This is a genomic window from Acuticoccus yangtzensis (assembly GCF_001927245.1).
Classification (GTDB): domain Bacteria; phylum Pseudomonadota; class Alphaproteobacteria; order Rhizobiales; family Amorphaceae; genus Acuticoccus; species Acuticoccus yangtzensis.
Genome location: NZ_MJUX01000001.1, coordinates 1,363,625 through 1,384,955 on the forward strand (window position 1 = coordinate 1,363,625; position 21,331 = coordinate 1,384,955).

Annotated in this window: 18 protein-coding genes; 5 read left to right on the top strand and 13 right to left on the bottom strand. The window is 68.3% G+C overall.

What is annotated here, in order from left to right; genetic code table 11:
- Positions 1-209 precede the first annotated feature (209 nt).
- From BIX52_RS06145 to BIX52_RS06160, 4 genes are read left to right on the top strand one after another with little or no spacing between them, the layout of a single operon-like run.
- Positions 210-1,445 carry a GNAT family N-acetyltransferase gene (locus BIX52_RS06145; RefSeq protein WP_075220006.1) on the top strand — a complete coding sequence of 412 codons (1,236 nt, stop codon included), beginning with the start codon at positions 210-212 and terminating at the stop codon, positions 1,443-1,445.
- 59 nt (positions 1,446-1,504) lie between these two features.
- Positions 1,505-2,221, top strand: coding sequence for a sulfotransferase family protein (locus BIX52_RS06150; protein ID WP_075220007.1), 717 nt, complete (start codon positions 1,505-1,507; stop codon positions 2,219-2,221).
- 16 nt (positions 2,222-2,237) lie between these two features.
- The gene (locus BIX52_RS06155; RefSeq protein ID WP_075220008.1) at positions 2,238-2,969 is read left to right on the top strand and encodes a sulfotransferase family protein; all 732 of its coding nucleotides are present in this window, start codon (positions 2,238-2,240) and stop codon (positions 2,967-2,969) included.
- A 35-nt stretch (positions 2,970-3,004) separates the two neighbouring features.
- Positions 3,005-3,427, top strand: coding sequence for an HIT family protein (locus BIX52_RS06160; protein ID WP_075220009.1), 423 nt, complete (start codon positions 3,005-3,007; stop codon positions 3,425-3,427).
- Between the two features lie 73 nt (positions 3,428-3,500).
- On the opposite strand, the gene BIX52_RS06165 is transcribed toward BIX52_RS06160, so the two are convergent.
- From BIX52_RS06165 to BIX52_RS06200, 7 genes are all read right to left on the bottom strand, one after another.
- Positions 3,501-3,854, bottom strand: a complete 354-nt coding sequence (locus BIX52_RS06165; protein WP_075220010.1) for an AzlD domain-containing protein — start codon at positions 3,852-3,854, stop codon at positions 3,501-3,503.
- Positions 3,851-4,621 (bottom strand): AzlC family ABC transporter permease, encoded by a 771-nt coding sequence (locus BIX52_RS06170; RefSeq protein WP_075220011.1) that lies wholly within the window; start codon positions 4,619-4,621, stop codon positions 3,851-3,853. The genes BIX52_RS06165 and BIX52_RS06170 overlap by 4 nt, the downstream gene beginning before the upstream one ends.
- Before the next feature lie 148 nt (positions 4,622-4,769).
- The gene (locus BIX52_RS06175) at positions 4,770-6,215 is read right to left on the bottom strand and encodes a calcium-binding protein (protein WP_075220012.1); all 1,446 of its coding nucleotides are present in this window, start codon (positions 6,213-6,215) and stop codon (positions 4,770-4,772) included.
- A gap of 128 nt (positions 6,216-6,343) precedes the next feature.
- Positions 6,344-8,011, bottom strand: a complete 1,668-nt coding sequence (locus tag BIX52_RS06180) for a BCCT family transporter (protein WP_075220013.1) — start codon at positions 8,009-8,011, stop codon at positions 6,344-6,346.
- 863 nt (positions 8,012-8,874) lie between these two features.
- On the bottom strand, positions 8,875-11,250 hold the full coding sequence (gene clpA / locus BIX52_RS06190) for an ATP-dependent Clp protease ATP-binding subunit ClpA (protein WP_075220015.1): 2,376 nt from the start codon (positions 11,248-11,250) through the stop codon (positions 8,875-8,877).
- A 9-nt stretch (positions 11,251-11,259) separates the two neighbouring features.
- Positions 11,260-11,610 carry an ATP-dependent Clp protease adapter ClpS gene (gene clpS / locus BIX52_RS06195; protein ID WP_075220220.1) on the bottom strand — a complete coding sequence of 117 codons (351 nt, stop codon included), beginning with the start codon at positions 11,608-11,610 and terminating at the stop codon, positions 11,260-11,262.
- Between the two features lie 276 nt (positions 11,611-11,886).
- A complete protein-coding gene (locus BIX52_RS06200) occupies positions 11,887-12,954 on the bottom strand; it encodes an aminoglycoside phosphotransferase family protein (protein WP_083660038.1) in 1,068 nt (355 codons plus the stop codon).
- Between the two features lie 264 nt (positions 12,955-13,218).
- Here BIX52_RS06200 and BIX52_RS22780 point away from each other — a divergent pair, with 264 nt between their 5' ends.
- Positions 13,219-14,955, top strand: a complete 1,737-nt coding sequence (locus BIX52_RS22780) for a D-alanyl-D-alanine carboxypeptidase family protein (RefSeq protein WP_075220221.1) — start codon at positions 13,219-13,221, stop codon at positions 14,953-14,955.
- Positions 14,956-15,024: 69 nt separating this feature from the next.
- Here BIX52_RS22780 and BIX52_RS23920 read toward each other — a convergent pair whose 3' ends face one another.
- From BIX52_RS23920 to BIX52_RS06235, 6 genes are all read right to left on the bottom strand, one after another.
- Positions 15,025-15,885, bottom strand: a complete 861-nt coding sequence (locus tag BIX52_RS23920) for a DnaJ domain-containing protein (RefSeq protein WP_075220017.1) — start codon at positions 15,883-15,885, stop codon at positions 15,025-15,027.
- Complete coding sequence (locus BIX52_RS06215) at positions 15,882-16,613, bottom strand: hypothetical protein (RefSeq protein ID WP_075220018.1); 732 nt, start codon at positions 16,611-16,613, stop codon at positions 15,882-15,884. Before BIX52_RS06215 ends, BIX52_RS23920 begins: the two co-directional genes overlap by 4 nt.
- 103 nt (positions 16,614-16,716) lie before the next feature.
- Positions 16,717-17,562 carry an ABC transporter permease gene (locus BIX52_RS06220; protein WP_075220019.1) on the bottom strand — a complete coding sequence of 282 codons (846 nt, stop codon included), beginning with the start codon at positions 17,560-17,562 and terminating at the stop codon, positions 16,717-16,719.
- A gap of 4 nt (positions 17,563-17,566) precedes the next feature.
- The gene (locus BIX52_RS06225; protein ID WP_075220020.1) at positions 17,567-18,853 is read right to left on the bottom strand and encodes an ABC transporter permease; all 1,287 of its coding nucleotides are present in this window, start codon (positions 18,851-18,853) and stop codon (positions 17,567-17,569) included.
- 91 nt (positions 18,854-18,944) lie between these two features.
- A complete protein-coding gene (locus BIX52_RS06230) occupies positions 18,945-20,051 on the bottom strand; it encodes an extracellular solute-binding protein (protein WP_075220021.1) in 1,107 nt (368 codons plus the stop codon).
- Positions 20,052-20,182: 131 nt separating this feature from the next.
- Positions 20,183-21,319, bottom strand: coding sequence for an ABC transporter ATP-binding protein (locus tag BIX52_RS06235; RefSeq protein ID WP_075220022.1), 1,137 nt, complete (start codon positions 21,317-21,319; stop codon positions 20,183-20,185).
- Positions 21,320-21,331 lie beyond the last annotated feature (12 nt).

A 21,331-nucleotide genomic window follows, 5' to 3' on the forward strand; every position in this document is an offset into this window, starting at 1 on the left:
GGTGCCGCGTTCTGCGGCCGCCCTCTCGCCACACGGTGCCGCGTCCTGCGGCGCGATAGGGCCGGTGCCGCCCGGCATCGGGGGACGAGGCGGTGCGCCGATGCATCGCTGGTGGCCGCGCCTTGTCGTCTCGACGCGGCGGCCAAATTCCTGTTCCTTAAGCCGTGGCGCGCCCTGCGTGCCGTGGTCAGCGTAGGGGGAGCATCGTCATGCCAACCATGACCGTCGAGGCCACCGGCAGCCTCTCCACCATCGACAGGGACGAGTGGGATGCGCTCGCCAATCCGGGCTGGGTGCTCGGCGAGGGCGGACGATTGTCGCGCGCCGCGGGGGCGGGTCCCGGCGGTCAGCCGGGCGATCAGGCGTTCAACCCGTTCGTCGCCTACGATTTCCTGCGCGCGCTGGAGGATGCCGGCTGCGTCGGCGGGCGCTCCGGCTGGTATCAGCGCCACCTCGTCATCAAGGGCGCGGAGGGCGCCTTGCTCGGCGCCGCCCCCGCCTATCTCAAGACCCACTCCAAGGGCGAATACGTCTTCGATTATGGCTGGGCCGACGCCTTCGAGCGGGCGGGCGGGCAATATTACCCGAAGCTCCAGGTGTCGGTGCCCTTCACCCCCGCCAACGGGCCGCGCCTTCTGGTCGGCGACGGGCCGGACGAGGCGCGGCTCCTCGTCGCCCAGGCGCTGAAGGCGCTGGCCGAGCAGAGCGACGCCTCGTCCGTCCACGCCACCTTCCTCAGCCCGGCCGACCGCGCCGCGTTCGAGGCGGAGGGCTACCTCATGCGCACCGACACCCAGTTCCACTTCACCAACGACGGTTACGCCACGCCGGACGATTTCCTCGCCGCGCTGGCGAGCCGCAAGCGCAAGCAGGTGAAGCGCGAGCGGCGGGACGCATTGGCGGACGGCATCACCGTGCGCTGGCTGACCGGCGACGACATCACCGAGGACCACTGGGACGCGTTCTACCAGTTCTACATGGACACCGGCTCGCGCAAATGGGGCCGTCCCTACCTCAACCGCACCTTCTTTTCGCTGCTGGGCGAGAGGATGCGCCACTGCGTCTGCCTCATGATCGCCGAGCGCGAGGGGCGGCCGATCGCCGGCGCGCTCAACCTCATCGGCTCGGACGCGCTCTATGGCCGCTACTGGGGCTGCACCGAGGACCACCCCTTCCTGCATTTCGAGGTCTGCTATTATCAGGCGATCGACTTCGCCATCGCCCATAAGCTCGCCCGCGTGGAGGCCGGCGCCCAAGGCGGCCACAAGCTCGCCCGCGGCTACGAACCGACGCAGACGGTCTCGGCCCACTATATCGACCATCCGGGCCTGCGCGATGCGATCGCCCGCTACCTGGAGGGTGAGCGGGCCGAGGTGGCGGCGCATCAGGAGTACATGAACGCCGCCCTCCCCTTCCGCCGCGACGGCAACCGCCATAGTGAATGATCCGCGCGGAAACGGACGGGACGGCATGACGGGCGGGAGAGAATGACGGGCGGCACCGAATGACCGGCAAGAGCCGCGGCGCGGACGAGTGGACCCCCGCGCGGGTGACCCGTAAGGGTCCGCTGATCATCTCCCTTCACATACCGAAAACGGCGGGTTCGCGCTTCGGCGAGACGCTGCGGCGCCGCTACGGCAAGCGCCTCGCCTTCTACTACGGCAAGGCCAACCCGAAGACGCACCCGCTGCTGCGCGTGCCGCCGCGCCAACTCACGGCCGAGCGGCTCGACGAGCTGGCCGCGTCCGGCGTCTCCATCCTGCACGGTCACCTCAGCGCCGACGTGATGCTGAAGGCGGTGCCGGACCCCGCCCGCTACTGGACCGTGATGCGCGAGCCGGTGGAGACCGCGATCTCGCTCTACCATTTCGTGCGCGCCGGGCGCGGCGGCGACCCGAAGCTGCGCGCCGCGTTCGACGCGGCCGAGCCGACGCTCGCCGAGTTCGTGACGATGGAGCGCATCGCCAACCACCAGTCGCGCTATCTCGGCGCGCTGCCGCTGGAGCGCATCGGCTTCCTCGGCGTCACCGAGCTGATGGGCGACATGCTGCCCATGGTGGGCCTGAAGACGAGCCGCCACCGCGGCAACATCAACCGCGAGAAGCCGCTGGCGAGCCTCGCCGAGCGCGAGGCGGTGGCCGCGGCGATGACCGCCGACTGCGCGCGCTACGGTCTCGCCATGGAGCTGGCCATGCGCCGGCTCGGCCGCCGCGGCCGCTGACCCCGAGGGACTCCCCATGCACGAACGGCTGGTCGATCAGGTGCGGCGCAGCGACCGCCTCATCCTCTCGGTCCACATCCCCAAAACCGCGGGTTCACGCTTCCACGCGGCGCTGAAGGCGCGCTATGGCCGCGCCTTCGCGGTGCACTATGGCGCCGACGACAGCCGCACCCACCCGCTCGCCCGCCGCCACCCGCGCGACTTCGACTCCGAAATGATCCGCGATCTGGAGCGCGCCGGGGTGCGCATCCTGCACGGCCATTTCACCGTGCGCCGCCTCGCCGGGGTGGTGGACGACCCGTCGCGTTATTGGGTGTGGCTGCGCGAGCCGATCGAGCGGACGATCAGCCACTATCACTTCGTGAAGAAGCGCGCGGCGTTCAGCGACAATGCGTTCGGCGAGGCGATCGCCGCGGGGGAGGACCTCGCGACCTTCGCCGCGCGGGCGCGCATCGCCGCCTTCCAGTCCCATTATGCCGAGGTGTTTCCGCTGGCCGACTACGGCTTCGTCGGCATCAGCGAGATGTTCGTGGACCTGATCGCGCGGGAGGGGCTGGCCGACGCGCCGGGCGCCTCCAACACCAACCGCGACAAGCCGTTCGCCTCGGCGGAGGAGCGGCGGGTGTTGGCCACGGCGCTGGCGCCCGACATCGGCTTCTATTCGGAGGCGATGGCGCGCACGGTGGCGCGGCTGGGCGCTGCGGCGCCGCGGCGTGCGGGCCTCGCCGCGCGGCTCCTGGGGCGCTAAGACGGGGCTGAGACATCCGACCCGGAGAGCCAACAATGCCCGCCTACGATCCCGACAACATCTTCGCCAAGATCCTGCGGGACGAGCTGCCGTCCGAGACCGTGTACGAGGACGAGAACACCCGCGTGATCATGGACATCATGCCGCGCGCGACGGGCCATGCTCTGGTGCTGCCCAAGGCGCCCTCGCGCAACATGCTGGACATCGAGCCGGACGCGCTGGCCGCGGTGATGGCGACGGTGCAGAAGGTCGCCCGCGCCGCCAAGGAGGCGTTCGCGGCGGACGGGATCACCATTCAGCAGTTCAACGAGAGCGCGGGCGGGCAGATGGTGTTCCACACGCACGTGCATGTGTTGCCGCGCCACGAGGGCGTGCCGCTGAAGCCGCATTCGGGCGAGATCGCGCCGAAGGAGGAGGTGGCCGCCGCCGCCGCCAAACTGCGCGCCGCGCTGGCTTGAGCGGCCCACACGGACGACGCCGGACGACGCCCGGCCCGGCTTGCCGTCGCACGGTGACTGTGCCCGGGGTCCGTCAGCCGAGGGCCAACCAGCCGCCGATGAGAAGGGCCTCCGTGGTGAGGATCCCGAAGGCCAGCGTCTTGCCGGAGGCGAGGTAGACCGCGAACCCCGCGGCGATGGCGCCGATGCGCAGCAGCAGCGGCGTATCGGCCACCGCGCCGCCGGGGTTCAGGATGAGCTGCGCGACCACCGCTGCCACCAGCGCCGTCGCCACCGCCTTGACCCAGACGAAGATCTCGGACGTTTCGGCCATCCGCCCGGCGAGGACGACGCCGATCCATCGCCACACCTGCGTCGGCAGCGCCGCGGCGACGAGGATGGCGAGGTAGGTGCCCCAGGGATCGAGGGAGGGGAAAGGCTCCGTCATTGCGCCGCCTCCCCGGCCGCCCGCCGCGCTTTGAGGACGCGGCCTATGATGTATGCCGCCGTCCCCGCCACAAGCCCGGCCGCGAGGAGGTCCACCCCCGGCACCAGCGCCGCGGCGGCCGGCCCGGCGAAGAGGCCGAGCATCAACGCCAACCGGTCCGCATCCCCGCGCGAGGCGCCCCAAAGTGCACAGATGAAGTAGATCGGCGTCAACATGACGAGGCCGCCGGACACCAGCGGCGGCAATCGCTCCAGCAAGACGTGACTGATGCCGACGACCGCGGTGCTGACGACCGCGAGGCCCATCCCGAACCCGACGAAGAACGGCAGCCGCGCCGCCCGCGGATAGTTCGGCAGATGGGACATGGCGAACACCCAGGAGGTGACGGCCACGAACCACGAGGCGAACAGCATGCCGATGCGCCCGCCGCGCTCGGGCCGCACGACCGGCGCCCAGGCGAGCACCATCGGCAGGAAGCGCACCGAGGACAGCGCCACGGCGAGCGCGATGGCCGGCAGGCTCTGCCCCGCCGCGAGGAAGCCGATGAAGACCACCTGCGCCGGCAGCGCATAGACGAAGAGGGCGATCGCCATGGTCTCGCCGACGGTGAAGCCCGCCTCACGCGCTAGCGCGGCGAAGCCGACCTGCGCCGAGAACAGCACCAGGGCCGGCAGCGAGAAGACGTTGAGGACACCGCGCCCGAACCAGCCCGCCGCCGTCGCGGCCGCCGGTGCGGGTGTGTCAGCCGCGTGAGGATGAGAAGCCATCCATCCGCTCTAGACCCAAGGCGCGGGCGGCACCATAGAGCCGCGACCTATGGCTCGGCCGACGCGCCGCTCTACCGCGACCGGGACAGGCGGCGCGGATCGCGGGTCAGGCCGTGCGGATCAGGCGGCGGCGGGTCATGTGCCGGGGTCACGCGATGAGATCGCCCGGGAGAAGCTCGTCCGGCGCGATATCCTCCAGCGTGATGGTGCCGAAGCTCGTCTCGACCACAGCATCGCCCGCGCCGTTGCTGCCGATGGCGACGATAGCGCGGGCGGAGACGACGGTGTCGACGCCGGGTGTGAAATCGCCGATCGTGTCGTCGCCGTCGCGGAAGACGAAGCGGTCGGCCCCGGCCCCGCCGAACAGGAGGTCATCGCCCGCGTCGCCGACGATGCGGTCGTTGCCGGCGCCGCCATAGAGCGTGTCTCCGCCGCCCTGACCGCGCAAGAGGTCCTCGCCCCAGGCGCCGACGATGCGATCTCCGCCCTGACCGCCGAACACACGGTCCTCGCCCTCGCCGCCGTTCAGCGTGTCGGCTCCGGCGGCACCCATCAGCACGTCGTCACCGTCGCCGCCGCGGACATGATCGTCGCCGCCGCGGGCGCGAACGGTGTCGTCCCCGTTGCCTGCCTCGATGACTTCGCCGCCGGACGTTCCGATGATCCGCTCCGCCAGCGGTGTGCCCGCGCCGACCCCGCCGGGCCGTCCACCGCCGGAACCGCCGCCCGTGCCGCCGCCGACCGGAACCGGTGCGGGAACGGGCTGGGGTTGAGGGCCCGGCGAAGGTGCAGGGTCCGGCGACGGTGCGGGACCGCTGGGCACAGGGTTGATTCCCTGCACGAGCCGATCCACCGCGACGACCCCGTCGGCGAACTCCAGATACTCGATATCGAGGAGGGTGTCGGTGCCGTCCGCCCCGTCGTGGGTGACGGTCACCACGTCGCCGGTGAGGGTGATCCCATAATCGGCCCGGTCGAAGCGGTAGCGGGCGCCGTCCTCGCCGGCGCCGCCGCTGATCGTATCGTCGCCGCCGAAGCCGGTCAGAACATCCGCCCCCGCGCCGCCCTCGATCCGGTTGTCGCCGTCCAGGCTGGTCGCATAGGGCGTGTCGTAGCCATTGAAGAGGGCGATATATTCTCCCATGGGCGTGCCGAAGGGGTCGTCCGCCGCGTCGAAGCCGCCGGAGGAGAGATAGCGGCTCATCCCCTCGAAGCCGACGAGCCATGTGGCGCCGAGGATGCCGGACAGGGTCAGCGCCTGGCCGTTCAGCGTTTGCCCGGCATAGATGTCGAAGCCGTACTGGGTCAGCGTGCGCCAATTCCAGTCGTGATATTCGCGGGCCGCGCTCTCCTGCACCTCGGGCCTGGCGAGGAAGTCGGCGGCGGAGCGGATGCCGTCGCGGCCGGTGAAGGCGCCGGCGAAATCGTTCTGCGGGGTGGGGTCGCCGGCATAGTAGCCGATCTCGGCCAGGGCGCCCTCGCTGAACTGGTACTTGCCGAGATAGCCGAGGCTGGAAACGAGGCCGTAATCGCCGCCGGACTCGCGCTGGCCGAGCGCCTCGAGATAGTCGTCAAAGGATCCCATCGACGGCATGGCGGCCCCCTCTCGCGGTCGGCGAGGCGGGCGGCGCCCGCCTCAACGGGGCGCCCGCCTCGACCACGGCGCCCGCGGCGGCCATCCTGCCGCCGCGGACCATCTCACACAGTTCTAGCGGCCCGCTGTCAACGCTGCGTCTTCCACTCGTGGCGCAGTGCGACAAAGATCGACACGCACATGAGGAGGAGCAGGATGGCGAACGGGAAGCCGGTGGCCACCGCCATCGCCTGCAGCGCCGCGAGGCCGCCGCCGGCCATCAGCACGATCGCCACCAGCCCCTCGAACACGCACCAGAAGACGCGCTGCGGCACGGGGGCGTCGGTCTTGCCGCCGGCGGTGATCGTGTCGATCACCAGCGAGCCGGAGTCCGACGAGGTGACGAAGAAGACGATCACCAGGACGATGCCGATGAGCGAGGTGATGGACGCCAGCGGAAGCTGGGACAGCATCTCGAAGAGCTGCACCGGCAGGTCGGCATCCGCCGCGCCGCTGAAGCCGTCGATGATCACCTGGTGGATCGCGGTGCCGCCGAAGACGCCCATCCAGATCGCGCAGACGAGCGAGGGGATGAGAAGCACGCAGACGATGAACTCGCGCACCGTGCGGCCGCGCGACACGCGGGCGATGAACATGCCGACGAAGGGCGACCAGGAGATCCACCACGCCCAGTAGAACGAGGTCCAACCCTCGGCGAAGTTGGTGTCCTCGCGGCCGAACGGGTTGGCGAGCTCAGGCATGTGGGTGATGTAGCCCGCCAGCGACGAGCCGAGGGTGGAGACGATCTCGCCCGTGGGGCCGACGAAGAAGACGAAGGCGAGAAGCAGCGTGGCGAGGATGAGGTTCGCCTCGGACAGGAGCTTCACGCCCTTGTCGAGCCCGGTGACGACCGACGCCGTGGCCATCGCGGTGATGATGCAGATGAAGATGATCTTCAGCGTTTCGCCGCCCGTGCCGTCGCCGGTCGAGAAGCCGAAGACGCTGCGGGTGCCCTCTTCCGCGCTGCCGGTGCCGAACAGGAAGTCGAAGCCCGCGACCGCCTGCTCCGCGCCGATGCCGAGCGAAGTGGCGAGGCCGAACAGCGTGGCGAAGACGGCGATGATGTCGATCACATGGCCGGTCCAGCCCCACACGCGGTCGCCGAAGAGCGGGTAGAAGGCGGTGCGGATGGCGAGCGGCATGCCGCGGTTGTACGAGAAGAAGGCGAGCGCCAGGGCCACAACCGCGTAGATGCCCCAGGGGTGCAGCGCCCAGTGGTAGATGGCGGCGGAGAGGCCAAGTTCGGCGGCCGCCTGCGGGTCGCCCGCCGCGCCGCCCACCGGCGCCCAACTGTCCGGCGATCCCGCCCCTTCGGCGACGGACGCGCTGAAGTGGGAGAGCGGTTCGGACACGCCGTAGAACATGAGGCCGATGCCCATGCCGGCGGCGAACAGCATCGCGAACCAGCCCATGTAGCCGTAGTCGGGTGTGGCGTCCGGCCCGCCGAGGCGCACATTGCCGAGCGGTGAGACCACGATGGCGAGGCCGAACAGCACGAAAATGTTGCCGGCCAGGATGAAGAACCAAGAGAAGTTGGACGTCAGCCATGTGCGGATGCCGTTGAAGGCCGTGGTGGCCTGCTCGGGCATGAGGACGGTGATCGCCACGAAGAGGATGACGGCGATCGCGGCGATCACGAAGACGGGGTTGTGAATATCAAACCCGATGGGACCGACTTTGGCCTCGATATTGTCTTGGCCTACCTCATAGTCGATGTCCTCGATCGAGGCGGCCGCTTTCGAACTCTGATCCGACATTCAATCTCCTTCTAAGGTCCGGATTGGTGCGCTGAGGCATATTGACCTACCTAGACCGCGAGATTGATCCGGCGACCCCATGGAGACCGCGCCCGTGAACGAGGGTCGCTGGGGCACGATCGGGGGGTGCATGGGGCGGATCGATCGCGGCAGGCGGGGGCACCGACAGGCCCCTCCGCGCGGCCGTATGGTCTTCGCCGTAGGGGTGGTGTGTCAAGGCGAGCACCCGCGGAGGGTGTGAAAGGCTGCGATGCGGCGCGGTGGAATACGGGGTGCGGGAATGGGAAAGGCCGCCGGACGCGGCGGGGCTTGATGCGCTGGGCGCCGGTGCCGGGGTGCGGCGGGCAGCAGCCATGCCGCTCCTGCTGCAGCGGCTCAGGAGCGGGATCGACCCCACCGCGGCGAGCGCCATCCGGTGCGCGATGCCGGGTCGGACCATCCGCTCAGCGTCCGGCTGCATCGGTGGGCTCGGCTCAGCGGAGTTGAATGAGCGGGCCGGAGTCGGCGCGGCTGAATAAGCGTGCCGCAGTCAGCGAAGTTGAATCAGCGGGCCGGGGTCAGCGAGGCTGCCTGAGCGGAATTGATGAGTGGAGAGGCCGGCGAGCTTGGCTCAGCGTAGGTGGATGCGCGAAGGGGATAGGCGAGTTCGGCCTGCGGCAAGCGGATGAACGGGCCCGATGAGTTCGGACCGGTCATGGCATCGGACATGGCGTGCAGAGAGGGGTGGGCCAGCGGGCGGCATCGAACTCAGCCGGTCGGCCGTCAAAGGGCCGGCTGATCGGCGTCGGCGGGCGACGCAGGGCGCGTCGCCGGGGGGAGACCGGGCCAGTGTGGCCCGGTCGTTCGGTCGGAGCGCGGCGGGGTCAGCTCGACAGCGGCACGCGCGGGATGCCCGAGGAGCCGGAGCCGGTCAGTTCGCCGGCATCGTCGTCCTCTTCCGGCTCGTCGGCCGGGGCGTTGGGGTCGGCGATGGCTTCGAGGGCGAGCTTTTTCTTGCCGTCCTCGCCTTCCTCGACGGTCACCTTCACGGTGCCGCCCTTCTTCAGTTCGCCGAACAGGACGGCGTCAGCCAGCGGGCGCTTGATCTGCTCCTGGATGACGCGGCCGAGCGGGCGGGCGCCCATCTTCTCGTCGTAGCCTTCCTCGGCCAGAAGCGCGATCGCGTCTTCCGACAGCTCGAAGGTGACGTTGCGGTCGGCGAGCTGGGCCTCCAGCTGCATGACGAACTTTTCGACCACGCGGTGCACCACGTCCTGCGGCAGCGGGCCGAAGGGGACGATGGCGTCGAGCCGGTTGCGGAACTCGGGGGTGAACAGGCGGTTGATCGCGTCCTGATCCTCACCCTCACGGCGCGAGCGGTTGAAGCCGATGGGAGCCTTGGCGAGATCGGCGGCGCCCGCGTTCGTCGTCATGATGATGATGACGTTGCGGAAGTCGACCTTCTTGCCGTTGTGGTCCGTCAGCTTGCCGTGGTCCATCACCTGCAGGAGGATGTTAAAGAGGTCCGGGTGGGCCTTTTCGATCTCGTCCAGCAAGAGGACGCAGTGCGGATGCTGATCGACACCGTCGGTCAGGAGTCCGCCCTGGTCGAAGCCGACATAGCCCGGAGGCGCGCCGATGAGGCGGCTCACCGTGTGCCGCTCCATGTACTCCGACATGTCAAAGCGCAGGAGCTCGACGCCCATCAGCTCGGCGAGCTGGCGGGCCACCTCGGTCTTGCCGACGCCGGTGGGGCCGGAGAAGAGGTAGGAGCCGATCGGCTTGTTGGGCTCGCGCAGGCCGGCGCGGGCGAGCTTGATCGCCGACGACAGCGTCTCGATCGCGCTTTCCTGGCCGTAGACCACGCGCTTCAGGTTGGTCTCGATCGACTGGAGCACCTCCGCGTCGTCCTTGGAGACGGATTTGGGCGGAATGCGCGCCATCGTCGCGACGGTGGCTTCGATCTCCTTCACGTCGACCTGCTTACGGCGCTTGTTTTCGGCCAGCAGCATCTGCGAGGCGCCGGTTTCGTCGATCACGTCGATCGCCTTATCCGGCAGCTTGCGGTCGTTGATGTAGCGGTGCGACAGCTCGACCGCGGACTTGATCGCCTCGTTGGTGAAGGTCAGGCCGTGGAACTCTTCGTAGCGCGGCTTGAGGCCCTTCAGGATCTCGATGGCGTCTTCGATGTTCGGCTCGGGCACGTCGATCTTCTGGAAGCGGCGCACCAGGGCGCGGTCCTTCTCGAAGAACTGGCGATATTCCTTGTAGGTGGTCGAGCCGATGCACTTGATCGCGCCCGAGGACAGAGCGGGCTTCAGGAGGTTGGACGCGTCCATCGCGCCGCCCGACGTCGCCCCGGCACCGATGACGGTGTGGATCTCGTCGATGAACATGATGGCACCGGGATAGTCCTCGATCTCCTTGACGACCTGCTTCAGCCGCTCCTCGAAGTCGCCGCGATAGCGGGTGCCGGCGAGGAGCGCGCCCATGTCGAGGGCGAAGATGGTCGACTCGGAGAGGACCTCGGGCACCTCACCGTCGATGATGCGCTTGGCGAGGCCTTCGGCGATCGCCGTCTTGCCGACGCCGGGGTCGCCGACGAAGAGCGGGTTGTTCTTCTGACGGCGGCACAAGACCTGGATGGTGCGGCGCACCTCCTGGTCACGCCCGATCAGCGGATCGACTTTGCCCTTGCGGGCCTTCTCGTTGAGATTGATGCAGTAGGCCTCGAGGGCGTCTGTCTTCCGCTTCGGGCCCGCAGCTTCGTCCTGCGGCATATCTTCTTCGGCCTCGCGGGTGCGTTCGGCCCCGGCGCCTGCGCGTTTTGCGATGCCGTGGCTGATATAATTGACAGCGTCGTAGCGCGTCATCTCCTGTTCCTGCAGGAAGTATGCCGCGTGGCTTTCGCGTTCGGCGAAGATCGCGACAAGGACATTGGCCCCCGTCACTTCCTCTCGGCCGGAAGACTGGACGTGAATCACTGCGCGCTGGATGACGCGCTGGAAGGAGGCCGTGGGTTTGCTATCGTCGTCACCATCGACGACCAGATTATCGAGCTCCGTGTCAATATATTCGGACAGGTCGCGGCGCAGGCGGTCGAGATCGACGTTGCAGGCCTTCATGACGGAGGCCGCGTCTTGATCGTCCACCAGCGCAAGTAGGAGGTGTTCCAGGGTTGCGTATTCCTGGCGGCGTTCGTTGGCGGCGGCGAGCGCTTGGTGCAGGGCCTTTTCGAGGCTACGGGAGAATGACGGCACGGTCGCTCCTCACTTCTTCTCCATCACACACTGGAGAGGATGCTGATGCTTTCGAGCAAAGTCCATCACCTGCGTCACCTTTGTTTCGGCCACCTCGTAGGTGTAAACGCCGCACTCGCCGACGCCGTGGTGATGAACATGCAACATAACTCTGGTCGCTTCTTCCCGATTCTTTTGGAAAAAGCGTTCCAGAACGTGAACGACGAACTCCATCGGCGTGTAGTCGTCGTTTAAAAGAAGCACCCGGTACATGTTCGGGCGCTTCGTCTTCGGCTTCGGCCGCGTGATGACCAGCGTGCCGGGATCGTTCCCGTCGCCATTGTCACCCCCAGTATCCCCGTCGTCCTTGTCCGAGGCCATCCCCGTCGAAAGGAGGCTGGCGAGAGGCCAGACGGGGGCGAAGTCCGGCTCCGCAGACGTGAGCGGCCGTGCCGCCATCGCCTGCCCTGGTGCCGTTCGCTCCGGTCCCGTTCTCATAGTCGCCATCCTGAAACGTCGAAGAACATCGCGCAAGCCGGTCCCTTTCACTGATGCCGGCTCAGTCCAACGGGGAAATCTGGCGTCTGACGATGATGGTAATCCCAACAGTGGCCAAGGCAAGAGGCCGACGCCGTTCCATCCCAAATGGGAATGCAATCAGCGCCCGACAAGCCGTCCGCCAGAGACGTGCCGCGGCGCATCGTCCCCGCGCACAGTGTCCCCGCGCACAGCATCCTCGTGTGCCGTGTCCGACAGAGTGCGATCCAGCGCGGCCAGCCAATCGGTGAGTGCCCACGTGAAGGACGGCGCACTCGCTCCGGCGCTGCCGAGCTCGATCACCCTCAGGACCGTATGACAATCGAAAACGCGCGAAAGGTCCACCGGCCGGCCGCCGCGCGCTACGTAAAGCCGCACGACACGCCGCGTCAGGTCGGGCGAGATGAAGGAGGGGTAGGAGAGGTCGCGGTGGCGCGGGCCGATCCCGGCATCGCCGAAATCGAACAGACCGGCGAGGCGCCCGGAGGCCGCGTCGAAAGCCATGTTCCAGCCGTGGGTGTCGAAATGGCCGAACACGGCGTGGTCGTCGGGCCCGGCTGCGACGCGGCCGAGAACGTCGGCCACGCGCGCCAGAAGCGGCGGGTCGAGGCGGCGGCGCACCGCGTCGAACAGCGCCTCCGCGGAGGGCCAGGGCGCGACAGGCGCGACCCCCGCCGCCGCGACGTCCGCCGGATCGGCCGCGTGAAGCGCGAGGTAGACCCCGGCGACGGCTCCCGCGAGGCGCTCCCTCTCGTCTTCGCCGAGCGCGTGGTAGCCGGCCGGATCCAGCATCGTCCCGGCGATGAGAGGGTGTTCGGAGAAGAGACGCGGGGTGCGGTGCAGGATCATGCGCGGCAGGGCGGGATGGTCCCCGCCCGCGAGCAGGCGCCGCGCGACGCCGAGGCGCACCGGCTCCCCCTCCAGCCGCGCCTCCGCCGCCGCGGTGCGAGGGAATTTGAACAACGACCCGCCCTGCTCGATGGCGAGGCAGTCCCACCCGGCCGCGTGGACGACCGCCGCCGCGCCGCGAAGGTCCGGCCGGGCGGTGAGGATTGCGGCCTCCGCGGCCGCCCGCTCGGCCGGGTCCGGCGCAGGCGGCGTGGTCCGGCCTGATTCGGCCGCGCGTGCCACCGAGCCGCGATCAGGCCCGGCCCCGCGCTCCACACGTTCATCCACAGGCGATGACATGTTGCAAAATCTCCTCAGTCGGGGCAAAAACGTGTGGACGGCGCCAATCGGCCCTTGGGCTGCGCTTGCTGCCCGGCAAGGCAGAATCCAGGCTTTGTTCGTATATCCGTATTAACCCTGTCGGTTGAGCGGCTCGTAACCCTTTGTCCCGTCCTATGCGGTGCGTGTTTGTCTCGTAACCGACCGGCTTTCATCGGATTTTCCGCTGCCGGAGCGCCGAAGGACCGTATGCACGCCCAAAGCCCCCGTCACCGCAGCCCACTCGTGCTCTGGCTGACAAAAGCCCTTAGCGTCGCCTTCTTCCTGGCCGTAGCGGCCATGCCGGCGGCCGCGAACCCCAAATATGCCGGGCTCGTGGTCGATGTGATCAGCGGCAAGGACCTCTACGCCGACAGCGCCGACGAGATGCGCTACCCGGCCTCCCTCACGAAGATCATGACGCTCTACGTCGTCTTCGAGGAGCTCGCGGCCGGACGGATCACCCTCGACACCAACTTCACGATGTCCGAGTACGCCGCATCGCGCCCGCCCTCGAAGATCGGCATCCGTCCCGGCGGCACCATGGCGGTACGCGACGCCATCAAGGCGCTTGTCACCAAGTCCGCCAACGACGTCGCGGCGATGACGGCGGAGAACATTTCCGGCTCGGTCTCCGCCTTCACCGCGCGCATGACGAAGACGGCCCATCGCCTCGGCATGGCGCACACCACCTTCACCACCCCGTCCGGACTGCCCGACCCCGGCAACAAGACGACCGCGCGCGACATGGTCACGCTCGGCATCGCCATTCAGCGGGACTTCCCGCAATATTATGGCGTGTTCTCGACGCGGGTGTTCGAGTACGGCAAGCGCCGCTACGGCAACCACAACCGCCTGCTCGGCCGGGTCGAGGGCGTCGATGGCATCAAGACCGGCTACATCAACGCCTCCGGTTTCAACCTCGTCACCTCTGTACGGCGCGACGGGCGCCACCTCGTCGCCGTGGTGATGGGCGGCACCAGCGGCGCGGCGCGCGACAAGCACATGGCCGACCTCATCGCCCGCACGCTGCCCAAGGCCAAGCGCGGTGAGCCGATGGTCTTCGCCGCCTGGAGCGACTTCGGCCCGCCGCCGATCCCGGTCGCGCGCCCGACCCTCGCCGTGCGCTTCGCCGCCCGGATCGAAAAGCGCGACGCGCCCGAGGGCGACCCGCTGCAGACCATCCTCGCCTTCGCCTCGCAGACCCGCGAGGCCGCCGGCATCACCGCCCCCGCCAACGCGACCGACGCGCTCCACGCCGTCATCGCCAGCGCCGGCGAGGCGGCCGCGCCTTCCGCAGAGCCCCTCCCCTCCCCCGTCTCGATCCCGTCGCCGCGCAGTGTGGAAGCGGCACTCGAGAGCGGCAACGCCCGCGCGGGCGGTACGGCGGGCAACACCATCGAACTCGCCTCGGCGGATCCGGACGCGGTGACGCGCACGCTGAGCGAGCGAGGCGAGGCTCCCGTGTCGCGCTTCGGTGCCGTCTTCGGCGTCTTCGCCACGGGCACGACGGCGGCGAACGACAACGCGCTCAGCGCCTTCGTGGAAGAGCGCATGGTGCCGGTGAGCGGGCTGACGGTGATCGCCATGGGTTCCGCACCCGTGACCACCGGCAAGCGCGCCCCGCGTGACCCCTCCTCGGCCAAGCACACGATGCGGCTGGCGCTTGCGGCTGTGGAGTCGGCTGCGGCCGCGGCGAAGGCCCCGGCGGCCGACGCGAAGGCTGCCGCCCCCGCCGAGAGCGGTTGGCAGATCCAGGTGGGCGCGGTTAAGAGCGAATCAGCGGCCGCCGCCATCCTCGACGAAGCGGCGCGGACCGTGCCAGCCATGGGCCAGCAGACCCGTGTTACTGTGACGGCGACCACCGCGAACGGCACGATCTATCGCGCACGGTTCGGCGGTTTCCGGTCTGAGGCCGACGCAATTGCGGCCTGCAAACTCTTCACTAACCACAACCGGCCATGCTGGGCGGTATCCATGTAACGCAGGGGGCGCACCCAATGACTGGCGCGCCTCGGTGCGCCAGTTGTGAGTCGAGCGATGAGCGTTGTTTCAACGACGTCCGAGAAGGACGTCCCTGGCCTCGTTGAGCCTGGCGGCCAGGCCACTCGTTCCCCCGTGATCGGGGTGCATTTGCTTCATCAGGCGGCGATGGCTTGCGCGGACCTCGCCTTCGGACGCACCGGGACGAAGGCCGAGCACCTCGTAGGCCTCCTGCTCGGACATGGAACCGCCGTGAAAGCGGCCCGCGCCTCCAGAGCCTTGCGCCCCCGAATCAGCGTGAACCTCAGCGCTCTCACGCCAAGCGGGGTCCAGGCGGTCGAGATATGCCTCCACGAGGAGGCGTGAGTCGGCCTCACCGGCCCGCTCCATCTCGCGCCACAGCACGATCAGCTCGGACAGAATCATGCCCGAGAAGCGCCGGCCCTGAAAGCGGCCCTTGAGGACGGTGGCGTCCATATCCCCAGAATCGTGATCGAGCGTCGCCTCCAAGGAGGCGGTGCGCACGGTGGACCCGGTGCCGGCCGAGCGGCGGGTCCTGCGCGGCCCGTCGCCGAAGGGGCCGAACGGGCCGCCGCCGAATCCGCCCGCGCCGGGGAAGCCTCCGCCCGGGAACCCTCCTCCGAAGCCGCCGAACCCGCCGCCGGCGCCGCCCGAAAAGCCGCCTGGGAAATTGCCGGGGAAATTGCCGCCCGACATGCGGCCGAGACCGGCGCCGATGAGCGTGATGCCGAGCCCCACCCGGCCGCGCAGCAGCAGGAAGAGGCCGACCAGCACCAGCCCCGCGTTGCCGCCCTGCTTGACGCTTTCGGCCAGCTTTTGCGTGTTGGCGCCGGCGAACCACCGCACCGCCAGCACCATCGCCCCCAACAGGCCGAGGCCGACGAGAAGCGGCAGCAGAAGCAGAATCATGAAAGCTTCTCCAGGAGGAGGCGGGCGCCCCCGTCCCCCTTCGCGCTGCGGTCCGACAGCGCCGTCACGCCGCCCGCCGCATAGACCGCCACCGCCTTCAGGAGCCGCGCGAGCTCGGCCCCGGATGCGCCGTCCAGCGTCAGATGCGCACCCTTGGAGAGCCGCGCCATCTCGGCGAAGGCACGCGTCGCCGCAGGGTCGCGCCGCTCCTGGAAGATGAAGATGGGCACCCGCAGCATGCCGAGCTGCCCTGCCCGCTCGCCGAGGAGGTCGATGTTCTCCTCCATCGCGTCACCGACATAGACGAGCGCCTGCACAGGTGACTTGCGCGTCTCGTCAAGGGCGCGGGCGAGCACCTTAGAGATCTGCGTTCGCCCGGCGCGGCAGTCGATCCGGCTCATCATGTCGCCGAGGCGCGCCCCGTCCGACAGCCACTTCGAGGCCCGGCACTCGCCGAACCCGCGAAAATAGACGAGCTGCATGTCCAGCCCGCCGACGGCGGCCGCCTCGGCGAACATCTCGCCCTGGATGTGGCTCGCCTTGTCCCAGGTGGGTTGCCGGCTCATCGTCGCGTCGAGCGCGAAGATCAGCCGGCCGCGCGCCCCGCCCGTCGCGGGCGCGGTCGCCTTGGCGCGCGCCAGGAAGGCGTCGATGTCGCTGCGGGTGGAGGACGGCGCGTCCGCGGGCGGGGTCGCGCCGGTCCGGCTCTCTCCCGCGCTGGCGGGCATATGGCGATCATTCTTGGACACGCCCTTAAGATAAGCGTTTCCCGCCCGCCTGCCAGCCGGGCCCGGCGGGCGCACCGTCGCGGGAGGACCGCGGACGGCGCCCTCAGCCGCCCGAGCGCAGTTTCTCCGTCCGCCGGCGCATCATTTCCATGAACGACAGAAGCAGGATGGACAGGCACACGAGAATGGTGGCGAGCGCCAGAATAGTCGGGCTGATCTCCTCACGCAGCGAGCCGAACATCTGCACCGTCATCGGCACCTGGCGCGGCCCGGCGAGGAAGAGGACGACGACCACCTCGTCGAGCGAGGTGATGAAGGCGAACAGCGCGCCCGCCACGATGCCGGGCGTCAGAAGCGGCAGGATCACCTTGAAGAAGGTCGTCGCCTGGTTCGCGCCCAGGGACTGCGAGGCGCGGATGAGTTGATTGTCGAAGCCCGACAGCGCCGCCGTGACGGTGATGACGACGAAGGGCGCGCCCAAGACCACGTGGCTCATGATGATCGAGAAATAGGTCTGCGACAGGTTGAGCCGCGCGTAGAAGGCGAAGAGCGCCGCCGCGGTGATGATGAGCGGCACGATCATCGGCGAGATGAGGAAGGCGGTGATCAGTGCGCGCGCCGGCATCTCGCGCCGCGACAGGCCGAGCGCGGCCAAGGTGCCGAGGGCCGTCGCGATGATCGAGGACACGATGGCGATGAAGAAGGAATTCTGGATCGACCGCGTCCACTCGCCCGAATTGAACAGGTTGTCGTACCAGCGCAGGGAGTAGCCGCTGGGGTCCAGCGACAACATTTCCTTGGTGAAGGTGAAGTAGGGCGTGGCGTTGAACGACAGCGGGATGATCACGATGATCGGCGCGATCAGAAAGAAGAAGATCAGCCCGCAGATCGTGAGATAGGTGATGCGCCAGGCGCGCTCGAGACCGGATTCGTAGACTGGACGTGCCATCGGATCACCCGAACTTCAGCCGGTCCACGCCCACCAGCTTGTTGAACAGCCAGTAGAGGACGAGGACGCCGACGAGGAGGATGGTGGCGAGCGCCAATGCCAGGCGAAGCTGGGCCAGCGAGCCGGTCATCCGGTCGGCAATGAGGTTGGAAATGAAGATGCCGGATTCGCCGCCGACCAGCGCCGGGGTAATATAATACCCGATCGCCAGGATGAAGACGAGGAGCACGCCCGCCGCGAGTCCCGGCACCGTCAGCGGCATGTAGACGGTGAGGTGGGCGCGCAGCGGCGTCGCGCCCATGGAGCGGGCGGCGCGCGTCAACGACGGCGGGATGGTCTTCATCACGGAATAGAGCGGCAGGATCATGAACGGCAGCAGGATGTGCGTCATCGCCACGATGGTGCCGATGCGGTTGTAGATCATGCGGATGCGGCCATCTTCGTCGACGATGTGCAGGAGGACCAGCACGTCGTTGATGACGCCCTCCTGCTGGAGCAGCACGATCCACGCGGACGTGCGCACGAGAAGCGATGTCCAGAAGGGTAGAAGCACCAGGATCATCAAGAGGTTGGCGCGTGCGGGCGGCAGCGTCGCCAAAAGGTGGGCGACCGGATAGCCGAGCAGGATGGTGATGATGGTGATGAGCCCGCTCATCCACGCCGTCTGCCAGAAGGTCTGCGTGTAGACCTGGAGATATTCGGGCCGGCGGACGATGTCGCCGTTCTCGTCATACTCGTAGTCGAGGGCGCGCAGATAGTAGGCCGGCGTCAGGGTCCGCGACTCGCGCTGGATGAGCTTCCAGAGGCGCGGATCGGCCCAGTCGTCATCGTCGGCCAGAAGCGCGTCCTTGTAGGGCGCCTGGAACTCGTCGGAGTCGCGCATCGCGCCCATCATGGTGGAGCGCACGCCGGCGAGTTCGGCGTTCAGGCGGGCAGCGACGCGGCCGATGGTGGAGCGGCCGCCGGCATTGAGGTCGGCCACCATCGCCGCATAGACGTCCTCGGACGGAAGGTCGGACCCGTCCCAGTCGGCGATCGCGGCGGCGGTGTTGGGCAGATACTCGGCAACCTCCGGATTGGAGACCGAGCGGGTCATCATCTGCACGATGGGGATCGTGTAGGTGATGAGCAGGAACGCGAACAGCGGCAGGACCAGAAGGAGCGCATTGCGCCGCGCCTTGGCGTTGGCCTTGCGAAGGGCCTGCTTCAGCGGCTTTCCGTCGGCGGTGGTCAGCGGCCCCGAGGGGTCCTGTGCCGCGACGGCGCCCGGTACGGCGGCAGCGTCGGTCATATGGTGTCCGGTGTTCGTGGAAAGGGTCGGGCGGCAATCCGGTCCGCCGCGAGGTGGCGGCGCCCCCTTGAGGCGCGCCGCCGGTCCGGCTTTACGAGTTCAGCCAGGCGTTGAAGCGCTCTTCCAGAGCATCGCCGTAGTCGGCCCAGAAGTCGGTGTCGAACTGGATGGCGTTCTGGAAGTTCTCCGGCGCGGTCGGCATGTGCGGCTTCATGTCGATGTCGGTTTCGACAGCCTCACCGCCTTCCTCTTTCCAGAGGTTGCCGACGAGCTCCACGGAGGAGGAGCGGGCCGGGGCGTAGGAGATCCACTTGGCCTGATCGGCGAGCCGCTGCGTGTCGGTCGCGAACTTCAGGTAGTCCATGATCTGGTCGAACTGGCCGGTGTCGACCGGGACGACCCAGCCGTCGACCTCGAACATCTGGCCGTCCCACATGATCGCGAAGGGCTGGCCCTCGTTCACCTGTGCGTTGAAGATGCGGCCATTATAGGCGGTGGCGATGGTCGCCTCGCCGTCGGCCAGCATCTGCGGCGGCTGCGCGCCGGCGTCCCACCAGATGATGGAGTCCTTGATCTCGTCCAGCTTGGCGAAGGCCTGGTCCTGGCCTTCCTGGGTGGCGAGAACCTCGTAGACCTCGTCCGGCGCCACGCCGTCGGCGATCAGCGCCCACTCGAGGTTCTTCTGCGGGATCTTCTCCAGCGCGCGGGTGCCGGGGTAGGTCTCAAGATCCCAGACATCGGCCACGGTCTTGGGGCCGCCGTCGGGGAAGGCGTCGGTGTTGTAGGCGAACATGGTCGCATACAGGATCTGCGGGACGAAGCAGTCGCCGGTGGTGCCTTCGATGAAGTCGTCCATGGCGGAGGTGCCGTCGGGCGCCTCGGCGAGCTGGTCGAAGGGGATCTCCTCCAGGAGCCCTTCGTCGCAGGCGCGCTGCGCGTCGGCCTGGAGCATGTCGACAACGTCCCAGGTGACGTTGCCCGCCTCGACCTGAGAGCGGATGCCGGCGAGGGCCTGGTTGGACTTGTCCTCTTCGAGGATCTCGGTCCCGGTCTTTTCCGAGTAAGGCTCGTGATAAGCCTTGCGCTGGCTCATCGAGTAGGCGCCGCCCCACGACACGATGTTGAGCGGCTCAGCTGCGACAGCCGCGCCCGCCGCCAGCAGCGATGCGGTCGTGCCGATCAGAATGTGCCTCAGCAAAATGACTCTCCCTTGTTTGGTATGGCCGGACGCTGGTGAGCGCCGGCGTCGTCGATGCGATGGCGCCTGTGGTGGTTCGCCATCGTCGTGCGGGCGGCCGCGGCCGCACCGCGGATCCCTTGCCCGCCGCCTCAGGTGGCGATGGGGTCGAGAGCGTGGCAATCCTCGGTCGCCCAGCCGACGGTGACGGTCTCGCCCTCTTTCAGCGAGACCGCGCGGTTGTGGTTCGGCACCTTGACGATGAATTCGTCGTTGCCTTCCACCGCCAGGCGGGCGCGGATGGTATCGCCGAGATAGATGAGTTCGGACACGCGGCCGCCGAGCGTGGTTTCGGCGGCGGTGTCGCCGATGGTGACGCGCTCGGGCCGCAGCGAGAGGGTGGTCCGCGCCCCCTCCCCGTCCACGTTGACGGGCGCCGCCTTGACCACGGCGCCGGTGTCCAGCGTGACCTCGCAATGGCCGTTGACCATCTTCGTCACCTGGCCGGACAGCTTGTTGTTCTCGCCGATGAACTGGGCGACGAACGAATTTTTCGGCGCTTCGTAAAGCTCGGCGGGGGGCGAGAGCTGCTGGATCTTGCCGTCGTTGAAGACCGCGACGCGGTCCGACATGGTCAGCGCCTCGGTCTGATCGTGGGTGACGTAGACCACGGTGACGCCGAGATTTTCGTGGATGTGCTTGATCTCGTACTGCATCTGCTCGCGCAGCTGCTTGTCGAGCGCGCCGAGGGGTTCGTCCATGAGGACGAGGTTCGGCTCGAAGACGAGGGCTCTGGCGACGGCGATGCGCTGCTGCTGCCCGCCGGAGAGCTGGGCCGGGCGGCGGCCGCCGAAGGCCGAGAGCTCCACCATGTCGAGCGCGCGCTGCACCTTGGCCTTGATGTCCGCCTTGGACAGGCCGCGGACCTTGAGCGGGTAGGCGAGGTTCTCGCCCACGGTCATGTGCGGGAAGAGGGCGTAGTTCTGAAACACCATGCCGATGCCACGCTTGTGCGGCGGCAATTGGCCGATGGGACGCCCGTCGAGAAAGATTTCGCCATGGGTGGGCGGCTCGAAACCGGCCAGCATCATCAGGCAGGTGGTCTTGCCGGAGCCCGATGGGCCGAGCATCGTCAAGAATTCCCCGGCGCGGATGTCGAGGTTCAGGTCTTTTACGACGAGTGTTTCGCCGTCATAACTTTTCTGAACGCCGTCGAACTTAACCGCGGCGCCAGGTGTCTCGCGTTCTAGGCTCAGGACGTCACCCGTTGGCTGGTCAATGGCGCACATAACGGCACGCCC

What these genes read in the sequence shown, in the direction of transcription:
- BIX52_RS06150 (WP_075220007.1), top strand. Translation starts at nt 1,505, where the DNA reads ATGACCGGCAAGAGCCGCGGCGCGGACGAGTGGACCCCCGCGCGGGTG.
- BIX52_RS06215 (WP_075220018.1), bottom strand. Translation starts at nt 16,613, where the DNA reads ATGCCCGCCAGCGCGGGAGAGAGCCGGACCGGCGCGACCCCGCCCGCG.
- BIX52_RS06175 (WP_075220012.1), bottom strand. Translation starts at nt 6,215, where the DNA reads ATGCCGTCGATGGGATCCTTTGACGACTATCTCGAGGCGCTCGGCCAG.
- BIX52_RS06180 (WP_075220013.1), bottom strand. Translation starts at nt 8,011, where the DNA reads ATGTCGGATCAGAGTTCGAAAGCGGCCGCCTCGATCGAGGACATCGAC.
- BIX52_RS06160 (WP_075220009.1), top strand. Translation starts at nt 3,005, where the DNA reads ATGCCCGCCTACGATCCCGACAACATCTTCGCCAAGATCCTGCGGGAC.
- BIX52_RS06165 (WP_075220010.1), bottom strand. Translation starts at nt 3,854, where the DNA reads ATGACGGAGCCTTTCCCCTCCCTCGATCCCTGGGGCACCTACCTCGCC.
- BIX52_RS23920 (WP_075220017.1), bottom strand. Translation starts at nt 15,885, where the DNA reads ATGATTCTGCTTCTGCTGCCGCTTCTCGTCGGCCTCGGCCTGTTGGGG.
- clpS (WP_075220220.1), bottom strand. Translation starts at nt 11,610, where the DNA reads ATGGCCTCGGACAAGGACGACGGGGATACTGGGGGTGACAATGGCGAC.
- BIX52_RS06145 (WP_075220006.1), top strand. Translation starts at nt 210, where the DNA reads ATGCCAACCATGACCGTCGAGGCCACCGGCAGCCTCTCCACCATCGAC.
- BIX52_RS06200 (WP_083660038.1), bottom strand. Translation starts at nt 12,954, where the DNA reads ATGTCATCGCCTGTGGATGAACGTGTGGAGCGCGGGGCCGGGCCTGAT.
- BIX52_RS06170 (WP_075220011.1), bottom strand. Translation starts at nt 4,621, where the DNA reads ATGGCTTCTCATCCTCACGCGGCTGACACACCCGCACCGGCGGCCGCG.
- BIX52_RS06220 (WP_075220019.1), bottom strand. Translation starts at nt 17,562, where the DNA reads ATGGCACGTCCAGTCTACGAATCCGGTCTCGAGCGCGCCTGGCGCATC.
- BIX52_RS06155 (WP_075220008.1), top strand. Translation starts at nt 2,238, where the DNA reads ATGCACGAACGGCTGGTCGATCAGGTGCGGCGCAGCGACCGCCTCATC.
- BIX52_RS06235 (WP_075220022.1), bottom strand. Translation starts at nt 21,319, where the DNA reads ATGTGCGCCATTGACCAGCCAACGGGTGACGTCCTGAGCCTAGAACGC.
- BIX52_RS06225 (WP_075220020.1), bottom strand. Translation starts at nt 18,853, where the DNA reads ATGACCGACGCTGCCGCCGTACCGGGCGCCGTCGCGGCACAGGACCCC.